Genomic DNA, 15,896 nt, shown 5'->3' with positions numbered 1-15,896 from the left:
AAACACCAAAATGAATAAGTCAAAAGGCATTTTGAGAAAGTAAAACCTCATTTTGAGAAAGTCAAAGCTCATTTTGCTTACTAAAATCGACATTATTTATTTTTTGGATGAAGTAATCAGTTAGAGGATGTCTGAAAACTTTTTGATGTTGTATTTGAGACTTATAGATCCCCCTAAATCCCCCTTTCCAAGGGGGACTTTGATATATTTCCCCCCTTTCCAAGGGGGGCTAGGCGGGATCAAACGAAATATTTAATACTTCTCAGACATCCTCTTATGGCGATCGCCTGTCCTCGCGATCTTTATACGGAATATTTCTTTGTAATACCCAAGTTTAGAATGTTATGAGCGATGCCTGCGGCGGGCTACGCCAACGCACCAATCAAGTAATTAGGAATTTTAGGTTGAGGTATGGTGGAAAGTCTGTTGTTCGGGTGCGATCGCCCAATAACCCTAAGTCCCCTAAACTTGAATTAGTGGAGGTTTAGATGAAACCAGACTTTGACGCTATGAGCATCGCGGCGTTCTAACAATCCTTTTGCAGTGCGATCGCATCCAGATTATCTTCTGAGCATAAAGTTAAGTGTTACAAAGGCATTTCATGCGAAAGTTAGCAGTGATGAAAGCAGATAAAGAGTTGCAGAGTTTGCTTGATGCTTTTGGGAAAAAGGAGGGAGCGATGCCTTCTCCTGTCGGAGACGCTGCGCGTAGCTTGCTTAAGCGTAGGGGTACGGCAACGTCTTAGACGAACGTAGAGGCAGCTGTTGTTTGAACAGTTGGGAGCGTTACAATTTAATCAACTTTATCAGCTATTTTAAATTTAGAGTTGATAGCCTAATTCCATGAGTACCCTCGACCAAGTGCTAGAAACTGCTTTGCAACTACCGTATGAACAGCAGGAAATGCTGATTAAAATTCTGCAAAACCGCCACTATGAAAGTCGCCGTACACAAATAGCTGCGGATGCCCAGCAAACCTTAGCTGATTTCCATGCAGGCAAATTTCAACACCAGTCAGCCGAGGATGTTATTGCAGCACTGCGCGAGTCTTTGCACGAGCCAGAAGCATGAGACCGCTGGTCTTAACCCCTAAATTTAAACGAGCATTCCGCAAGTTTGTTAAACGAAACCCTGATTTCCAGCAACGTCTTGAAGACACTCTTTAACAGATGGAAGCGGACGTATTTTCCCCAAACTTGGGTACTCATAAACTAAGTGGTAAGCTCGACGGTCTTCAGTCTTGCTCTTGTGGTTATGACTGCCGTGTTGTCTTCTCAATTGAACAGGATACGCAAACGAATACTGAAGTGATTGTCCTGCTTGACATCGGAACGCATGATGAGGTGTATTAACTGCTTTTTGCCTCTCAACTTGCTATTTAATGTTGCTGTTAAATTATAACGATAATTTTGAGCGATCGCCCTTTCTTTAACAACACAACAAGCGATCACTCTGCTATTACTCCAAAAAATTAAATTCTTGGTAGCTTCTTAACTTTCTGTCAAATATTACTGTTGTGTTACAACCAGATTTTTGAGCGATCCTGCGGCGGTCTATGCCAACGCACCAATCAAGTAATTAGGAATTTTGGGTTAGGGTATGGTAGAAAGTCTGTTGTTCGGCTGCTATCGCCCTATAACTTTAAGTCCCCTAACATTGAATTAGTGGTGTTGTGAGGATGAGGTAATTTTACCAACAGGTGAACAAGGAAAATCTTGCATAAAAGTTTGTCAATATCTGACGAACTTCTATCGTTCCATAGAGTTTGTACGTTTTGATGAGCGTACAGGTATTGTGTACATCTTCGCGGGTGAAGATTTGCAAGTTGTAATTTACCGTGATGGCAAGTGGAGGTTTAGATGAAACCAGACTTTGACACTATGAGCATCGCCCAATTGCGAGCTTACTTACTTTTACATCGAAATGACGATGAGGCATTTTACAAACTTGCTGATCGTCTCGAAGCGAATTCTGACGATACTGATTTATACCCAATTCCAGACACACCTGAAAACATCGCCATCATGGAAGCAGCGATCAAAGAACACGTTAAGAAGTTGGAACAGAAGCGACAAGATTAAGCGATCGCGGCATTTTAACAATCTTTTTGCAGTGCGATCGCATCCAGATTGTCTTCTGAGCTATAAAGTTAAGTATTAAAAAGGCATTTAATGCGAAAGTTAGCAGTGATGAAAGCAGATAAAGAGTTGCAGAGTTTGCTTGATGCTTTTGGGAAAATGGAGGGAGCGATCATAGAAGCAGCTGTTGTTTGAAGAGCGCAAAGGACACGAAGAAATAAGAGTTTCAGAGAATTTTTGCACAAGTCCTGAAAGGTTTTTGGCGCTAACTGAACCGTATTGAGTTCTGGAGGCAATGCCTAAATGCTACAAGCAGCAACCAAAACTCTGACACTAGAGGAGTTTCTGCAACTACCAGAAACGAAACCCGCCAGTGAGTATATTGATGGTCAAATTATCCAGAAACCGATGCCACAAGGCAAACATAGTACGCTGCAAGGAGAACTGGTATCTGCTATCAATCTTATAGTCAAGCCTAAACGCCTTGCTCGTGCATTTCCTGAGTTGCGTTGTACATTTGGCGGACGTTCAACTGTAGCTGACATCGCAGTTTTTGTTTGGAGTAGGATTCCGCGCGATGAGAATGGGGAAGTTGCTAATATATTTTCCATTGCTCCCGATTGGACAATTGAAATCTTGTCTCCCGATCAAAGCCAGACAAAGGTAACCAAAAATATTATCTATTGTCTCAAGCATGGAACTCAAATGGGGTGGCTGATTGATCCGGATGAGGAAACCGTGTTTGTTTATCGCCCCAAGCAAGAAACTGAGGTGTTTGATGAGCCAGATGCACTTTTACCTATGCGATCGTTTGCAAGTGAAGCTCAACTTACAATCAAGGATTTGTTTGCTTGGTTGTTGGAGTAAGAATTAATTATTTGCTAAATAGCCAGATGAATACACCACAAGATACGCGACAATACGCACCAGCAACGCAACGCAACCGAGAACCCATCTTAGAAGTGCTTTTACAAGTCTTGCCCAAAAATGGCACTATCTTGGAAATAGCAAGTGGTAGTGGTGAACACGCAATATTTTTTGCCCCACGCCTCAGCCCTCGTAAATGGCTACCTTCTGACCCCAATCCGCAATTACGAGCCAGCATTACTGCATGGTCTGAACACTTTCCCTGTGACAATCTTTATCCACCTCTGGAACTTGATGCTAGTCTGCCAATTTGGACAGTGGAAGAGAAAATCTTACCGGAGTGGCTGAGTGAAGGCTTAAAAGATTCACCAATTGCCGCCATTGTCAACATCAATATGATTCACATTTCACCTTGGTCAGCCTGTTTGGGATTAATGGCGGGTGCTGGTCGTATACTGCCTCCAGGTGGCATCCTCTATTTGTATGGGCCTTTCAAACAAGGCGGAGAACATACCGCGCCGAGTAATGCAGCTTTCGATGCTTCTTTAAGAGCGCAAAATCCTGAGTGGGGCGTGCGGGAATTAGAAGAAGTTGTAGCAGTAGCCAGTACACAACACCTCAAGTTAAAACAAACCTACCAAATGCCTGCAAATAACCTTTCGGTAGTGTTTCAACGTTCTTGAAATTAAGAATAATCAACCAAAATGGAGGTTAGCGGACTCGAACCGCTGACATCCTGCTTGCAAAGCAGGCGCTCTACCAACTGAGCTAAACCCCCATAAAATTAAAAAGGTAGTATTTTTATCTGCCGTTGTTATTGTAACTTAAGATTGTTCTGTCGCTAAAGGAATGAACCAAGAAAATACTTTAGTTGTTGCAACGCTTTATAAATTCGTCAGTTTGCCTGATTTTGCCGAAAAACGAGAGCCGCTGTTATCTTATTGTCAACAGCAAGGTATCAAGGGAACGATTTTACTGGCGCAAGAAGGTGTTAACGGTACAATTGCAGGTTCACGTCAAGCAGTTGACTCAGTTTTGGAATTTTTGCGTTCTGATCCACGTTTAGCAGATATAGAACACAAAGAGTCTTATGCTGAGACTCCACCGTTTGAGCGGATGAAGGTGCGGTTGAAGTCGGAAATAGTTACTTTGGGCTTGCCGGAAGTTGACCCCAATGAACAAGTTGGTACTTATGTTAGTCCTGAGGAATGGAATGATTTAATTTCTGACCCGGAAGTTACTGTGATTGATACCCGCAATGATTACGAGGTGAATATTGGAAGTTTTAAAGGAGCAAAAAATCCTCAAACTCATTCATTTCGTGAATTTCCAGATTATGTTAGCCACAACCTCGACCCCAACAAACACAAAAAGGTAGCACTGTTTTGTACTGGCGGTATCCGCTGTGAAAAAGCCTCATCCTTTATGCTTTCCCAAGGCTTTGCAGAAGTCTATCATCTCAAAGGTGGCATTCTCAAATATTTAGAAGAAGTTCCCGCACAAGAAAGTTTGTGGGAAGGAGAATGCTTTGTCTTTGATGAACGAGTTGCCGTCCGTCACGGTTTGGAGTCAGGCACTTACGAGTTGTGTCAAGGTTGTGGTCGTCCAATTTCTGAGGAGGATAAGGCTTCTCCTAAGTACGAGGAAGGCATTGCTTGCCCCTACTGTTTTGATAGCCTCACCGAGGAAAAAAGAGTACGTCAGCAAGAAAAAAGACGACAGTTTCTCTTAAAAATTAAGCATGAAACATGAATAATTACAAGTTTCTAATGTCTTGATTTGCAATTTTTAATTTTTTAGTGCCAGTGTTAAACCATCGGCAATTGGTATCAAACTCAAAGTAACTCGCTGGTCTTGATGCAGTTTCTGGTTAAAGGCGCGAATTTTTTGAGTTCTGTTGTCCTGCACTTGAGGATCAGCAACTCTTCCTGACCAGAGGACATTATCGATCGCAATCAGTCCACCCGAACGTATTAGTTGCAGCGATCGCTCATAATAAACATCGTAGTTGCTCTTATCAGCATCGATAAAAGCAAAATCAAACGTTTCTGCCTCACCTGCTGTCAGCAAACTATCCAAAGTCTCCAGTGCTGGGGCAATATGCAGGTCAATTTTATCTGCCACCCCTGCTTGCTGCCAATAACGACGAGCGATCGCTGTAAACTCCTCATTCAGATCACAAGCTATTACTTTGCCATCGCTGGGTAATGCTAAAGCTACCACCAATGCACTATAACCAGTAAACACCCCTAACTCTAAAGTTTTTTTTGCCCCCAGTAATTTTACTAACATTGCCATAAACTGTCCTTGCTCAGGAGCAATTTGCATCCTCGCCATCGGATGCTGATTTGTTTCCTGCCTTAATTGGGTTAATATTTCCGGCTCTCGTAAAGAAATTGATAGTAAATAATTGTATAGATGTTGTTCTAATCCCAGTGTCTGCTTTGTCATGGCAAGTCTAAGTTTGCTAATCAGTGAATAGACTGATAACTAATAACTTTTTACTGTTAACTGACTATGCCAAACTTCAAAAATGATGACAATGCTCTGTATCAGATATTAACTCAGGCTAAAGCGATCGCTGTAGTCGGTCATTCAGATAAGCGCGATCGCACCAGCTATCAAATCGCCCAATTCCTGAGAAAAGTAGGTTACACCGTCTATCCCGTCAACCCCTTAGTTAAAGAAATTGATCGTCAGCCTTGCTATCCTTCTCTAAGAGAAATTCCAGGTAGCGTGGATATTGTCAATATTTTTCGCCGTTCTGAGTATCTGCCAGAAATTATCAAAGAAGCAATTTGTATTAATGCCAAAACGGTGTGGGCACAATTGGGCATCTGGGATCAAGCATCAGCACAGAAAGCTTTAGATGCTGGTTTAAACGTCATCATGGATGCTTGTATCAAAGTTGAGTATTTGCGGTTGGGGATAGGTGAAGCAAAAAGTGAGTAACAGTATAAATAATCGCTTGGTAATCTATGAATTACTTACCCGCTGGACGAAGATTAGCTCAAATGGATCAATTGAAGAAGGAAACGGGACATTTCGTGATGTACTAGCGTTGTTGATTGTGCCATTAACGAGTGTGAAAGCAGTAGATGTGTAGAGATGTTGCGTACAAAATTTTTACTTGAGTTACTGGTCAATTCCCTTATAAAATTACAAGTATTTTCAATTACTAGTAGACTTACTTTACTCTTTTTGAGGGGGGTATGATGAGCCGTCCAATAATTCTTGGTATTGTCGGTGACAGTGCCGCTGGAAAAACTACACTAACTAAAGGGATTGCTCAGGTACTCGGGCCAGAAAATGTCACGATTATCTGTACGGATGATTACCACCGTTACGATCGCAAACAACGTGCAGAAATTGGTATTACTGCCCTCCACCCCGATTGCAACTATCTAGATATCATGCAGCAGCACCTATCGCTGCTACGTACAGGACAATCAATTCTCAAACCAGTTTACAGCCACAAGACTGGTACGTTTGAGCCACCGCACTATATCAAACCCAGTAAATTCGTAATTATCGAAGGATTACTCGGTTATTCTACTCGTGCTGCCCGTGATGCCTACGATGTTAAAGTTTACCTTGCACCCCCTGAATCCATACGTGCCCAGTGGAAAGTTAAGCGGGATACACAAAAGCGGGGTTATACACCTGAACAAGTACTGGCAGAATTAGAGAAGCGTGAACCAGACTCAGAGCAGTTTATCCGTCCACAACGGCAATGGTCAGATATAGTCGTAAGTTTTTATCCGCCCGATGACGCAGCAGATGAAACAAATGGACATCTAAATGTGCGTTTAGTGCTTCGTCCAACAATTCCTCATCCAGATTTTACGCAAATTATCAAATCTCCTAATGGAAATTTGGAGTCAGCAATCCGTCTAGGATTAGATCGGGATATGAGTAAGCCTGTAGACGTGTTGGAAGTCGATGGTCACGCCACTTTGGAGCAAGTGAATAAGCTAGAGCAGATTATATGTTCTGATATGCCGCATTTAAAGAGTATATGCGATCGCGAAAGCAATCCAGAGTTGGGTAAAATCGCTGGTACAACTGGGGAAACGCTCCAAAGTTACCCTCTTGCTCTTACCCAGTTAATAATTACTTACCATATGCTCAAGGCAACGCAAATATATCAGTAAGCAATTCGGCGTTGCTGATTATTGGGATGATTTTTGTCTCACGCAAAGGCGCAAAGACGCAAAGAATTTACTTTCAGGCTTATTCAAAACCTCTTAGCTAAGATACTGTTGCGCTTGCAAAGATTAAAGATTTTGTAGGAGAGGCATAATTATGAGAGTAAACAAGGGATAACTAAAGATAGTTCTATCTTTTTTATCTATTTTCTTAGCCCTTCTATGACCTATTGCCTCAGAATTGCTGATATACCTGAGACTGAGCGTCCGCGTGAGCGGTTAATGACTCATGGCCCAAAAGTTCTCGCTACAGCTGAGTTAATTGCAATTTTGTTAGGTACTGGTCAAGGGCCGGGAAAACTTTCTGCTGTAGGTTTGGGACAGTATATTTTGAGCGAATTGGGCAAACATGAACGTGACCCCTTGATAGTTCTGCGAGAAGTTACCCCTGCCGAATTGATGCAAATTCCTGGTATCGGGCCGGCGAAGGCAACAACTATTTTAGCGGCAATTGAATTGGGCAAACGCGCTTTTCAATCTCGTCCAGATGGCACACCCATTGATAGCCCAGTTGCGGCGGCGGCGGCTCTCAGTCAAAGTTTAATGTGGCAAACAAAAGAACGTTTTGCTGTGCTGCTTTTAGATGTCAAGAATCGTTTGCTAGGTACGCAAGTTATTACTATTGGCACTGCTACCGAAACTTTAGCATCTCCGCGAGAAATCTTTCGGGAAGTCATTCGTCAAGGAGCAACGCGGGTAATAGTGGCACATAACCATCCCTCTGGTAACGTTGAACCCAGCCAAGAAGATATCGAATTGACACGTCAGTTATTAGCGGGAGCGCAGTTTTTAGGCATTCCTCTGTTAGATCATCTAATTTTGGGCAATGGCAACCACCAGAGTATACGAGAAACTACAACGTTATGGGATGAGTGTCCCCAAGGCGATTAAAAACAACGAATGCACAGAGATAAATCTTTTACCTGCACTTCTTTATCTCTTCTTGATGATGGGAGATATGTTATATTGAGTGCTTGCGGGCGATTAGCACAGGGGTAGCGCACATCCTTCACACGGATGGGGTCACTGGTTCAAATCCAGTATCGCCCACTTATATTGTCGATTAACTAATTATTTGTCGTCGTTAACAGATTATTGTCGTCATTAACGATTTAAATGTCGTCTTAACAAATTGTTGTCGTCGATTTATACCATAGATTCGTTAACAAATTAATGTCGCTGAAAAAAATGTAGAGTGACGAATTATTTGTCAAGCAGTATTTTTGCAAATTCATGCCGTTCAAAAGCAGCATGATCGTCGTTAGCTAATAAAGTAATAATTTTCTTGAAACCATCTGAACTATTAATAACGCATTGATACCATCAAAATTAATTGAGTAATTTTAATGGTGTGAAGGATGTGCGCCTTTCAACCCTCCCATAAAATTAAACCGCAATGACAACCATTTTAAACTTTAAGTTTCACTCAATGCACCCCTTAGTTAGGCTAGTTGATGAAAGCTATATTACAAATGCTATCTTTGCGATTTAGATACAATGATTTTCAACCCACCCCTAGCCGGAATGGTTGTTGAAACAAGCCGCAAATTTTTGCTAGCTATCTGGAGTCCTTTCAACCCACCCCTAGCCGGAATGGTTGTTGAAACTTATAGGGTAACCGCCCTTGGAGGGGAATACTAAAGCTTTCAACCCACCCCTAGCCGGAATGGTTGTTGAAACTTTCCCTGTTCCGATTTCATCACCCTCGCCTTGCTCCCAGTCGAACTTTCAACCCACCCCTAGCCGGAATGGTTGTTGAAACCAATTCACCCGGAACCTCAATTACACCGATGCGGCCTTTCAACCCACCCCTAGCCGGAATGGTTGTTGAAACTCTACTTTGGTTGGTATTTGAGAAATTAACTGAACCTCTTTCAACCCACCCCTAGCCGGAATGGTTGTTGAAACCCCTGCCGCCTAGACTCCTTGCAAATAAAGCTTTCCAGGTAAAAATTTGGCATATCTCTGAAAAAGCTTCCTTTGTCTCATATCAAAAAACTAAATCAACTGACATAGTAGCTTCTGAAGTTAAGACACTACAAGGGTTTTAAGATTTTGGCAGGACTCCAGGGATTTTGCCCCCGCTTCGACATGCCAAAAAAATATTTGAGAGGGTTCCCCCGACGAAGGGGGTGATTCAGTAGCCACCACTGCGGTAACCCGCACCGTTGAGAACAACGGCTACAGCTAAAAGCCTTACTCCTTATTGCTGGGAGCGCACCTATCCCATCTATAGAATTCTACAGATGGCAGCATCAGAAGCGGGCAGCTACCAGGGTCAGAAAGCATAACGGTTTTCCAACCGTCAAACTAACCCAGATTTATCGCAGCACATTGGCTCAAAGAGCATGAACTGCGGCGCTGTTCATCTTATATATTAGGTTTTCAAGGTACTGTAGTTGTGTTTAATTTGATTAAGCAATTCGATATTGATAAGCAAACAAAGCTAAGTCTCTTGCTTGTTCTTGCGGACTGCCTTTAGTTGGTTGTTGTCCTGTTTCGATAACAATCCCAACTTTTGCTGATTGGGTATTGATGCTTTCAATTAACCTGCCATAGCTCCAGTTATGGACGCTTATACGATAAGACTTAGCATAGTTTTTTTGCCCTTCAACAAAACCAGGTATTTTGTTTTCGGCTTTGGCTTGTACTTCGCTTTGAATTATTTCCCGCATGTCGCTAAGTTTTGGCACAACAATAGTTCCTGCTCCATAGGTTTTAGCAACCGCTACAATTTCCTTGGCTAATAGTCTATCTACATATTGTCCCAGTGCTGATTCGCCAAAATTATTTGGAGCAAACTGTTTTTGGGATTTATGCCTTTCTTGGGAAAGACGCTTTTTTTGCTGTCGCTGGCGATTTAATAAATTGTACTTACTGCCTAATAATTGTTTGGTACTGCGATATGCGAGGACTTTATTGCTAACTGCATCAAATACAGCTATAGTTGCAAGTTTTTCTAAACCAAGGCTAACACCTACTATAATATGAGATTTACCTTGGTACAAAGGTTTGCTAGGACGAGAAAATGGAGTTTTGATTTTAGCTAGTGTAGACTTTTTGCGAATCACATCAGCTTGTTGCTGAGAATTTAACCCTCCTTCTTCTTTTTCTTTTTCTTGGGCTTTAGCTAATTTGTCTTGAACACCTGTAATTTTTTTCTCTATAACTTGTTGAGTTCCTTGCGAAGTAAGCATAAGGGTATCAAGAGAGCAAAAAAGATGTAGACGGGATAGATTCCAAGGTTGTCCTTTTCCTGCTTGCTCTGACCAAGCTATTCGTCCCGATCGCAAAGTGAATAGGGCACTAGAGTGTTGGTTTTTCCCCTGGCGTTTGGTTTCTTGGTCTTCAAGAAAGCGATGAAATAAATACAGGTGTCTTTTATCGCAAAATACTTCAAATTTCAGCTTGCTTAACCCATTAAAGCTTACAAATAATCTGCCTTTATCATTCATTTCCCATTTCATATCTTCGTTTGTTTCGTAAAGGACTGGGAAAGGAAGGTTACTAGATTTTCTTAAAAGTCCAGCTTGCCAAGATTTAGCTTCGTTCTCATCTTTAAAAGTAGTACTAACTGCTTGCTCTAAAGTAGACAACCATCGTTCACCCGTCAAATCTCTTCCTTTGGGAACTCTACTTTTAAGTTGGTCTTTTAATCTTTCTATTTCAATTTCTTTTTTTCGTCTTTGTTTTAAATACTTATCAATATCTTCTTCATTAGAGTTAATTTTAAAATTATTTTTTAGGAGATATACTATAGCACATTGCGTTAAAGTATCTTCGGCTTGAAGATAAGATTCAAAAAGTACACTAGATGTTATTTTTGGTGATTGAACGGTCTGTACCTGCTTCTGATTTTTTGGCTTTATAGATTTAAGCTCTATATTTTTTGTCCTCTGTGCATTTAAAGAAATTAATATTTCACTGGCTTTTTGACGAATAGTTTCTATTGTTGAATTGCTTTCTTTCTCAAGTTCAGCATCGCTTTTGAGCATGTTTAGCCATCGTTCCTTTCCTTGTATTTTCCGTTGCAGTTGCCGATTTAATTTTAACCAAGATTTATATATGTACTTAACTAATGTTGTTGCAGAAGTGTAAAAACGACCGGGTTGACCTGCAAAGGGTTCTTGATTTTTGAGAAAGTCACATAGTTCTTTAATAACAGTTTTGGGGACTATAGCATCTTCAACCCAAGTTTTAAAGTCATCATGTTTTGCTAATCGCTCCAATATCTCATTTGCCAGGGGCGTATTTTTCTCTGCCATTAGCTCCCAAAGATGGCGGAGTGTTTCTTCTTCAGCAACCAAGCGACATTGAATTGTAATAACGCTCATGGTGTCCTCAGCTTTGTGGTTTCGGTAAAACTGACAGGGTTATTAATTTTTTTACTGAGAATATTATAGCGCAATAGCGCAATAGCGTAATGACGCAAATGTTTTTTTCCTGAGAGGCTATGCAAAAATAAAAGCCGCAAGCTTTGGCTTCAAATTAGGATGGCAGAAGAAACTAGAGAAGTTCGGGGGAGACTCCCTAAAGACCTAAAAATCGCGTTTGAAATCGCCTGTGCGCGTCTGGAAGTGACGCAGACTGCGGCTTTGGAGGAGGCGATTCGAGATTGGTTGCAAAAAAAAGAGTCCCCTGGTGGTGACAAGGCGCAGGGGAGTTAAAGGGTTATGGTTACAATTGCTGTAATGCTTGTATAATATATGGCATAAAACTGTTTAGTAACAGTTTTCTTAACTTGGTTAAGAAACCTAGGTTTAAACTTAATATTTAGTTGCAAAGTCTAATCCAAGCTTGGAAATCTTAGATTAGATTAACTATTTACACTGTTATATTCGTAACATAGCATCTTAATGAAGCGAAGGCTCCTTTCACTTTATAGGTGTAGAATTATGAGCCAAGTTATTGATATTAAAAATTCCACAGTAAGGCTAAATGTTTGAGCAAACTTTTAAAAATATTGATGATGTTCTCTGGAAAGAGGCGGGTTGTACTACAGAGTTAGATTACACTGAGCAAACGTCTTGGTTGCTGTTCCTGAAGTATTTGGATGATTTGGAGCAGGAAAGAGCGTTGGAGGCGGAGTTAGCTGGCAAACAATACGAATTTCTTATTGATGAGGCGCATCGTTGGTCATCTTGGGCAGCACCGAAAAAAGCAGATGGTACATTGGATCATGATAATGCGCTGATTGGCGATGATCTAATTGATTATGTCAACCGCAAGTTATTCCCGTATTTACAGAGTTTCAAGCAACGGGCTACCAGTCCAGACACAATCGAATACAAGATTGGGGAAATTTTTAGCGAGATTAAGAATAGGTTTCAAAGCGGCTACAGCTTGCGAGATGCGCTGGAATATATTGATGAGCTACGGTTTAGATCGCAACAGGAGAAACACGAGCTATCGCATCTCTATGAAGCCAAAATCAAAAATATGGGGAATGCGGGGCGCAACGGTGGAGAATATTACACACCGCGTCCGTTGATTCGCGCAATAATTCAAGTGGTGAAGCCGAAGATTGGCGATCGCATTTATGATGGTGCTTGTGGTTCGGCTGGGTTTTTGTGCGAGAGTTACGACTATTTACGTCGGGGGAAGCTGACAACAAAAGAGCTTGAAATACTGCAAAAACATACGTTTACGGGTAAAGAAAAGAAAAGTTTGGCGTATGTGATAGCCATAATGAATATGATTTTGCATGGCATTGATGCGCCGAATATTATCCACAACAATACGCTGACGGAAAATCTCAGTGATATTCAAGACAAGAATCGTTTTGATGTCATTTTGGCTAACCCGCCATTTGGGGGGAAGGAACGCAAGGAAGTACAGCAGAATTTCCCGATTAAGACTGGGGAAACGGCGTTTTTGTTTTTGCAGCATTTCATCAAAATGCTGAAGATGGGCGGTAGGGCGGCAGTGGTAATCAAAAATACATTCCTGTCAAATTCGGACAATGCTTCGCGGGCGTTGCGTCAAGAGCTTTTGAGTAGTTGCAATCTGCACACGATTTTGGATTGTCCGAGTGGGACTTTTATCGGGGCGGGAGTAAAAACGGTGGTGCTGTTTTTTGAGAAAGGAAAGCCCTTCGATGCTGTTCAGGGAACGCCGTTATTTTCTCAGGGAAAACCTTTAACTCAGGGAATGGCAACTCAGAAAATTTGGTATTACCAACTCGATCCTGGGCGTAGTTTGGGGAAAACAAATGCGCTGAATGATGAAGATTTGCGTGAGTTTGTAGATTTTCAGGCTACGTTTGCAGAGTCGGAAAAGTCTTGGTTAGTGGATATTGCTGATATTGATCAGGTAACGTTTGATTTGTCGGTGAAGAATCCGAATAAGGCTGAAGAATCGACGTTACGAGAACCGCAAGAAATTTTGGATGAAATTGCAGCTTTGGATGCGGAGAGTGCAGAGATTTTAGCTGGTATTGGGGGGATGGTATGAACCAGAGGTGGATAAAGAAGAGATTAGGAGAAGTATGTGAAATCTCGTCAACACTTGTAGATCCTCGCAAACCTGAGTTCATCAATCTACTTCATATTGGTGCTGGGAATATGATTTCAGAAACAGGGGATCTGGTTGATATTAAAACAGCTAAAGAGGAAGGGCTAAAATCCGGGAAATTTTTATTTGATAGAACTATGGTTCTTTATAGTAAGATCCGCCCATATCTTATGAAAGTTGCTAGACCAGACTTCGATGGCTTGTGCAGTGCGGATGTATATCCTCTATCACCGGATACTACTCAATTAGATCGGGACTTCTTGTTTTATTTACTAATAAGTAGGGAATTCACTGAATACGCAATTGAAGGGTCAAGTCGGGCTGGAATGCCTAAGGTTAACCGCGATCATCTGTTCAACTTTACTACTTATATCCCACCGCTCCTAGAACAAAAACGGATTGTGGTGATTTTGGATGAGGCGTTTGAGGGGATTGATAGAGCGATCGCAAACACTGAAAAAAACCTTGCCAACTCTTGAGAACTATTTGAAAGCTATCTAAATGCTGTTTTTAACCATAAAGGCGATGGGTGGGAGGAAAAGTATTTAGGAGATATAGCTGAACTTATAGATTCACTTCATAAGACACCTTCTTATATTGATGAGGGGGGCTTTCCAATGGTAAGAGTAACTGATATTAAAGATGGGGTCTTAAACCTCAGTAATGCGCGTAGAGTTGATAATTCAACCTTTGTTGAATTTTCTAAAAGACATACACCAAAAATAGGAGATATTGTTCTCTCTCGTGTTGGTTCTTATGGTGTTCCAGCTTTAGTTGAATCTGATGAATTATTTTGTCTTGGACAAAATACTGTTTTTATAATTCCTCAAATAAATTCCCAGTTAGTTTATTTTTTCTTGAGAAGTCCTAATTGCCAGCAGCAAATAGAAAAATTCGTTGCTGGTACAACACAAGGAACTATCAGTTTGCAAAGCATAAAAAAAATTCGAGTTCCAATTCCGCTATATTCTGAACAAATTACTTTAGCCTCAGAAATAAGTTGTGTCTTAAGAAAAACCCAAAGCCTTGAAATCATCTACCGCCAAAAAATCGCTGCACTCAAAGAACTCAAACAATCCATCCTGCAAAAAGCATTCACTGGCGAACTCACCGCAGATACCCCAAAAACTGCTAAACAGGAAATGGCAGCATGAGCGATGATTTGACGAAACCAAACGATCTGTTATTTCAAGAAATTCGGCAATTGATTGACACCGCCAAACAACGCGCCGCCGTTGCCATCAATGCAGAAATAACTTTGTTATATTGGCAAGTTGGTAAACGCATCCAAACCGAAGTTTTACAAGGTCAACGGGCTGAATATGGCAAACAAATCATTGTTTCTTTATCTCAGCAGCTAACGCAAACCTATGGTAAAGGCTGGGGTGAAAGACAACTGCGACATTGCCTCCAGTTTGCTGAGACATTTCCAAATATCGAGATTGTGAACACACTGTGTTCCAAATTGAGTTGGTCACATCTGCGACTTTTAACAGCAATAGACGATCCCCTAAAACGAGAATTTTATATTGAAATTGCCCAACTGGAACGATGGAGCGTCCGCCAACTGCAAGAACGTATTAACTCTATGCTATTTGAGCGCACTGCCCTATCCCGCAAACCCGAAGAAACCATCCGCCATGACTTAGAGCAACTGCGCCAAACTCAACAGGTATCACCCGATATTTTACTCAAAGACCCTTTAAATTGCGGGTTTTACTACGTTCAACATATTCAATTGCTTCGGTAATCTTATTTAATTCGCAGCAAACTTCTACCATGCGGCTATAAACTTGGTTAAAGTGTTCCGCTTGTTTGCGCTTGGTTTCTTCTCCAGATACTATTTCTTCTCGTAAAGATTCTATAGTTGCAATGGCAGACTCAAAAGTATTGTACGCTAAGTCAAACTGGTTTGCGTTTTGGTAAGCAATTCCTAGCCCCCACAAAGTTTCTGTATAGTCTTGGGGAAAAGCTTCAAAAGTCCTAACTTTCAGAGCCTCTTTGTAAGTAGCGATCGCTTTGTCAATGTTATCTGCCCTGTCTCCTTTGATTCTATTGCTGTAGGCATTGGCGAGATTATTTTGCGTTACAGCCCAATCAACAGGGAATTCTTCCCTAGTGTAGACAGTTAAAGCAGCAGTGTAAGCAGCGATCGCTGTTTCAATGTTATCTGCCCTGTCTCCTTTGATTCTATTGCTGTAGGCATTGGCGAGATTATTTTGCGTTGCAGC

Annotated in this window: 20 protein-coding genes, 2 tRNA genes, 1 pseudogene and 1 CRISPR repeat array; of the genes and pseudogenes, 19 read left to right on the top strand and 4 right to left on the bottom strand. The window is 41.4% G+C overall.

From position 1 onward, the window contains the following. The first annotated feature begins 344 nt into the window (after positions 1–344). The 8 genes from AC5JL8_RS37365 (at position 345) to AC5JL8_RS37330 (ending at position 3,627) form a co-directional block, all read left to right on the top strand. The gene (locus tag AC5JL8_RS37365; protein WP_495884733.1) at positions 345–488 is read left to right on the top strand and encodes a hypothetical protein; all 144 of its coding nucleotides are present in this window, start codon (positions 345–347) and stop codon (positions 486–488) included. A gap of 113 nt (positions 489–601) precedes the next feature. Then, entirely contained in the window at positions 602–745 is a 144-nt protein-coding gene (locus AC5JL8_RS37360) for a hypothetical protein (protein ID WP_495884732.1), read from the top strand. Positions 746–842: 97 nt separating this feature from the next. Next, the gene (locus AC5JL8_RS37355; RefSeq protein ID WP_495884731.1) at positions 843–1,070 is read left to right on the top strand and encodes a hypothetical protein; all 228 of its coding nucleotides are present in this window, start codon (positions 843–845) and stop codon (positions 1,068–1,070) included. Between the two features lie 98 nt (positions 1,071–1,168). Further along, positions 1,169–1,351, top strand: coding sequence for a type II toxin-antitoxin system RelE/ParE family toxin (locus AC5JL8_RS37350; RefSeq protein ID WP_495884730.1), 183 nt, complete (start codon positions 1,169–1,171; stop codon positions 1,349–1,351). Between the two features lie 334 nt (positions 1,352–1,685). After that, a complete protein-coding gene (locus AC5JL8_RS37345; RefSeq protein WP_495884735.1) occupies positions 1,686–1,862 on the top strand; it encodes a DUF6888 family protein in 177 nt (58 codons plus the stop codon). After that, positions 1,859–2,080 carry a DUF6887 family protein gene (locus AC5JL8_RS37340; RefSeq protein WP_495884729.1) on the top strand — a complete coding sequence of 74 codons (222 nt, stop codon included), beginning with the start codon at positions 1,859–1,861 and terminating at the stop codon, positions 2,078–2,080. The genes AC5JL8_RS37345 and AC5JL8_RS37340 overlap by 4 nt, the downstream gene beginning before the upstream one ends. A 300-nt stretch (positions 2,081–2,380) precedes the next feature. Continuing rightward, complete coding sequence (locus tag AC5JL8_RS37335; protein ID WP_495884728.1) at positions 2,381–2,944, top strand: Uma2 family endonuclease; 564 nt, start codon at positions 2,381–2,383, stop codon at positions 2,942–2,944. A gap of 26 nt (positions 2,945–2,970) precedes the next feature. Next, positions 2,971–3,627, top strand: a complete 657-nt coding sequence (locus AC5JL8_RS37330; RefSeq protein WP_495884727.1) for a class I SAM-dependent methyltransferase — start codon at positions 2,971–2,973, stop codon at positions 3,625–3,627. Positions 3,628–3,649: 22 nt separating this feature from the next. Here the strand turns inward: AC5JL8_RS37330 and AC5JL8_RS37325 are convergent. Further along, positions 3,650–3,722: transfer RNA gene (locus tag AC5JL8_RS37325), tRNA-Ala, on the bottom strand. Positions 3,723–3,793: 71 nt separating this feature from the next. Here AC5JL8_RS37325 and trhO point away from each other — a divergent pair. Then, positions 3,794–4,696 carry an oxygen-dependent tRNA uridine(34) hydroxylase TrhO gene (gene trhO / locus AC5JL8_RS37320; RefSeq protein ID WP_495884726.1) on the top strand — a complete coding sequence of 301 codons (903 nt, stop codon included), beginning with the start codon at positions 3,794–3,796 and terminating at the stop codon, positions 4,694–4,696. Positions 4,697–4,732: 36 nt separating this feature from the next. Here trhO and AC5JL8_RS37315 read toward each other — a convergent pair whose 3' ends face one another. Beyond that, positions 4,733–5,395: a class I SAM-dependent methyltransferase gene (locus AC5JL8_RS37315; protein WP_495884725.1), complete on the bottom strand. Its 663-nt coding sequence runs from the start codon at positions 5,393–5,395 to the stop codon at positions 4,733–4,735. A gap of 66 nt (positions 5,396–5,461) precedes the next feature. Between AC5JL8_RS37315 and AC5JL8_RS37310 the strand changes: the two genes are divergently transcribed. From AC5JL8_RS37310 to AC5JL8_RS37290, 5 genes are all read left to right on the top strand, one after another. Further along, positions 5,462–5,896, top strand: a complete 435-nt coding sequence (locus AC5JL8_RS37310) for a CoA-binding protein (RefSeq protein WP_495884724.1) — start codon at positions 5,462–5,464, stop codon at positions 5,894–5,896. Next, entirely contained in the window at positions 5,889–6,050 is a 162-nt protein-coding gene (locus AC5JL8_RS37305) for a hypothetical protein (RefSeq protein ID WP_495884723.1), read from the top strand. Before AC5JL8_RS37310 ends, AC5JL8_RS37305 begins: the two co-directional genes overlap by 8 nt. 109 nt (positions 6,051–6,159) lie before the next feature. Next, a complete protein-coding gene (locus AC5JL8_RS37300) occupies positions 6,160–7,098 on the top strand; it encodes a phosphoribulokinase (RefSeq protein WP_495884734.1) in 939 nt (312 codons plus the stop codon). A gap of 216 nt (positions 7,099–7,314) precedes the next feature. Further along, complete coding sequence (radC, locus tag AC5JL8_RS37295) at positions 7,315–8,043, top strand: RadC family protein (RefSeq protein ID WP_495884722.1); 729 nt, start codon at positions 7,315–7,317, stop codon at positions 8,041–8,043. A gap of 87 nt (positions 8,044–8,130) precedes the next feature. Continuing rightward, positions 8,131–8,202, top strand: a tRNA-Val gene (locus tag AC5JL8_RS37290). A gap of 451 nt (positions 8,203–8,653) precedes the next feature. Further along, positions 8,654–9,060: direct repeats of the CRISPR family, unit length 37 nt; unit sequence CTTTCAACCCACCCCTAGCCGGAATGGTTGTTGAAAC. Between the two features lie 506 nt (positions 9,061–9,566). Here the strand turns inward: AC5JL8_RS37290 and cas12k are convergent. Beyond that, positions 9,567–11,486, bottom strand: a complete 1,920-nt coding sequence (gene cas12k, locus AC5JL8_RS37285; RefSeq protein ID WP_495884721.1) for a type V CRISPR-associated protein Cas12k — start codon at positions 11,484–11,486, stop codon at positions 9,567–9,569. Between the two features lie 159 nt (positions 11,487–11,645). On the opposite strand from cas12k, the gene AC5JL8_RS37280 reads away from it, so the two are divergent. From AC5JL8_RS37280 to AC5JL8_RS37260, 5 genes and pseudogenes are all read left to right on the top strand, one after another. After that, a complete protein-coding gene (locus AC5JL8_RS37280) occupies positions 11,646–11,819 on the top strand; it encodes a hypothetical protein (RefSeq protein WP_495884720.1) in 174 nt (57 codons plus the stop codon). Between the two features lie 271 nt (positions 11,820–12,090). Beyond that, positions 12,091–13,605, top strand: coding sequence for a class I SAM-dependent DNA methyltransferase (locus AC5JL8_RS37275; protein WP_495884719.1), 1,515 nt, complete (start codon positions 12,091–12,093; stop codon positions 13,603–13,605). After that, on the top strand, positions 13,602–14,144 hold the full coding sequence (locus AC5JL8_RS37270) for a restriction endonuclease subunit S (RefSeq protein ID WP_495884718.1): 543 nt from the start codon (positions 13,602–13,604) through the stop codon (positions 14,142–14,144). Before AC5JL8_RS37275 ends, AC5JL8_RS37270 begins: the two co-directional genes overlap by 4 nt. A gap of 57 nt (positions 14,145–14,201) precedes the next feature. Beyond that, positions 14,202–14,819: pseudogene (locus AC5JL8_RS37265) on the top strand (restriction endonuclease subunit S); the annotation flags it as partial. Beyond that, positions 14,816–15,415, top strand: a complete 600-nt coding sequence (locus AC5JL8_RS37260; protein WP_495884717.1) for a DUF1016 N-terminal domain-containing protein — start codon at positions 14,816–14,818, stop codon at positions 15,413–15,415. The pseudogene AC5JL8_RS37265 and the gene AC5JL8_RS37260, both read left to right, overlap by 4 nt. On the opposite strand, the gene AC5JL8_RS37255 is transcribed toward AC5JL8_RS37260, so the two are convergent. After that, a partial coding sequence (locus tag AC5JL8_RS37255) for a tetratricopeptide repeat protein (protein ID WP_495884716.1) occupies positions 15,357–15,896 on the bottom strand: 540 nt, incomplete at its 5' end. The genes AC5JL8_RS37260 and AC5JL8_RS37255 overlap by 59 nt on opposite strands.

The sequence above is a fragment of the Mojavia sp. genome, assembly GCF_059505145.1.
This window is presented reverse-complemented; position numbering and strand designations above follow the sequence as displayed.

What these genes read in the sequence shown, in the direction of transcription:
- AC5JL8_RS37360 (WP_495884732.1), top strand. Translation starts at nt 602, where the DNA reads ATGCGAAAGTTAGCAGTGATGAAAGCAGATAAAGAGTTGCAGAGTTTG.
- AC5JL8_RS37260 (WP_495884717.1), top strand. Translation starts at nt 14,816, where the DNA reads ATGAGCGATGATTTGACGAAACCAAACGATCTGTTATTTCAAGAAATT.
- AC5JL8_RS37300 (WP_495884734.1), top strand. Translation starts at nt 6,160, where the DNA reads ATGAGCCGTCCAATAATTCTTGGTATTGTCGGTGACAGTGCCGCTGGA.
- AC5JL8_RS37270 (WP_495884718.1), top strand. Translation starts at nt 13,602, where the DNA reads ATGAACCAGAGGTGGATAAAGAAGAGATTAGGAGAAGTATGTGAAATC.
- AC5JL8_RS37355 (WP_495884731.1), top strand. Translation starts at nt 843, where the DNA reads ATGAGTACCCTCGACCAAGTGCTAGAAACTGCTTTGCAACTACCGTAT.
- AC5JL8_RS37330 (WP_495884727.1), top strand. Translation starts at nt 2,971, where the DNA reads ATGAATACACCACAAGATACGCGACAATACGCACCAGCAACGCAACGC.
- AC5JL8_RS37335 (WP_495884728.1), top strand. Translation starts at nt 2,381, where the DNA reads ATGCTACAAGCAGCAACCAAAACTCTGACACTAGAGGAGTTTCTGCAA.
- cas12k (WP_495884721.1), bottom strand. Translation starts at nt 11,486, where the DNA reads ATGAGCGTTATTACAATTCAATGTCGCTTGGTTGCTGAAGAAGAAACA.
- AC5JL8_RS37275 (WP_495884719.1), top strand. Translation starts at nt 12,091, where the DNA reads ATGTTTGAGCAAACTTTTAAAAATATTGATGATGTTCTCTGGAAAGAG.
- AC5JL8_RS37280 (WP_495884720.1), top strand. Translation starts at nt 11,646, where the DNA reads ATGGCAGAAGAAACTAGAGAAGTTCGGGGGAGACTCCCTAAAGACCTA.
- radC (WP_495884722.1), top strand. Translation starts at nt 7,315, where the DNA reads ATGACCTATTGCCTCAGAATTGCTGATATACCTGAGACTGAGCGTCCG.
- AC5JL8_RS37350 (WP_495884730.1), top strand. Translation starts at nt 1,169, where the DNA reads ATGGAAGCGGACGTATTTTCCCCAAACTTGGGTACTCATAAACTAAGT.
- AC5JL8_RS37315 (WP_495884725.1), bottom strand. Translation starts at nt 5,395, where the DNA reads ATGACAAAGCAGACACTGGGATTAGAACAACATCTATACAATTATTTA.
- trhO (WP_495884726.1), top strand. Translation starts at nt 3,794, where the DNA reads ATGAACCAAGAAAATACTTTAGTTGTTGCAACGCTTTATAAATTCGTC.
- AC5JL8_RS37310 (WP_495884724.1), top strand. Translation starts at nt 5,462, where the DNA reads ATGCCAAACTTCAAAAATGATGACAATGCTCTGTATCAGATATTAACT.
- AC5JL8_RS37340 (WP_495884729.1), top strand. Translation starts at nt 1,859, where the DNA reads ATGAAACCAGACTTTGACACTATGAGCATCGCCCAATTGCGAGCTTAC.
- AC5JL8_RS37365 (WP_495884733.1), top strand. Translation starts at nt 345, where the DNA reads ATGAGCGATGCCTGCGGCGGGCTACGCCAACGCACCAATCAAGTAATT.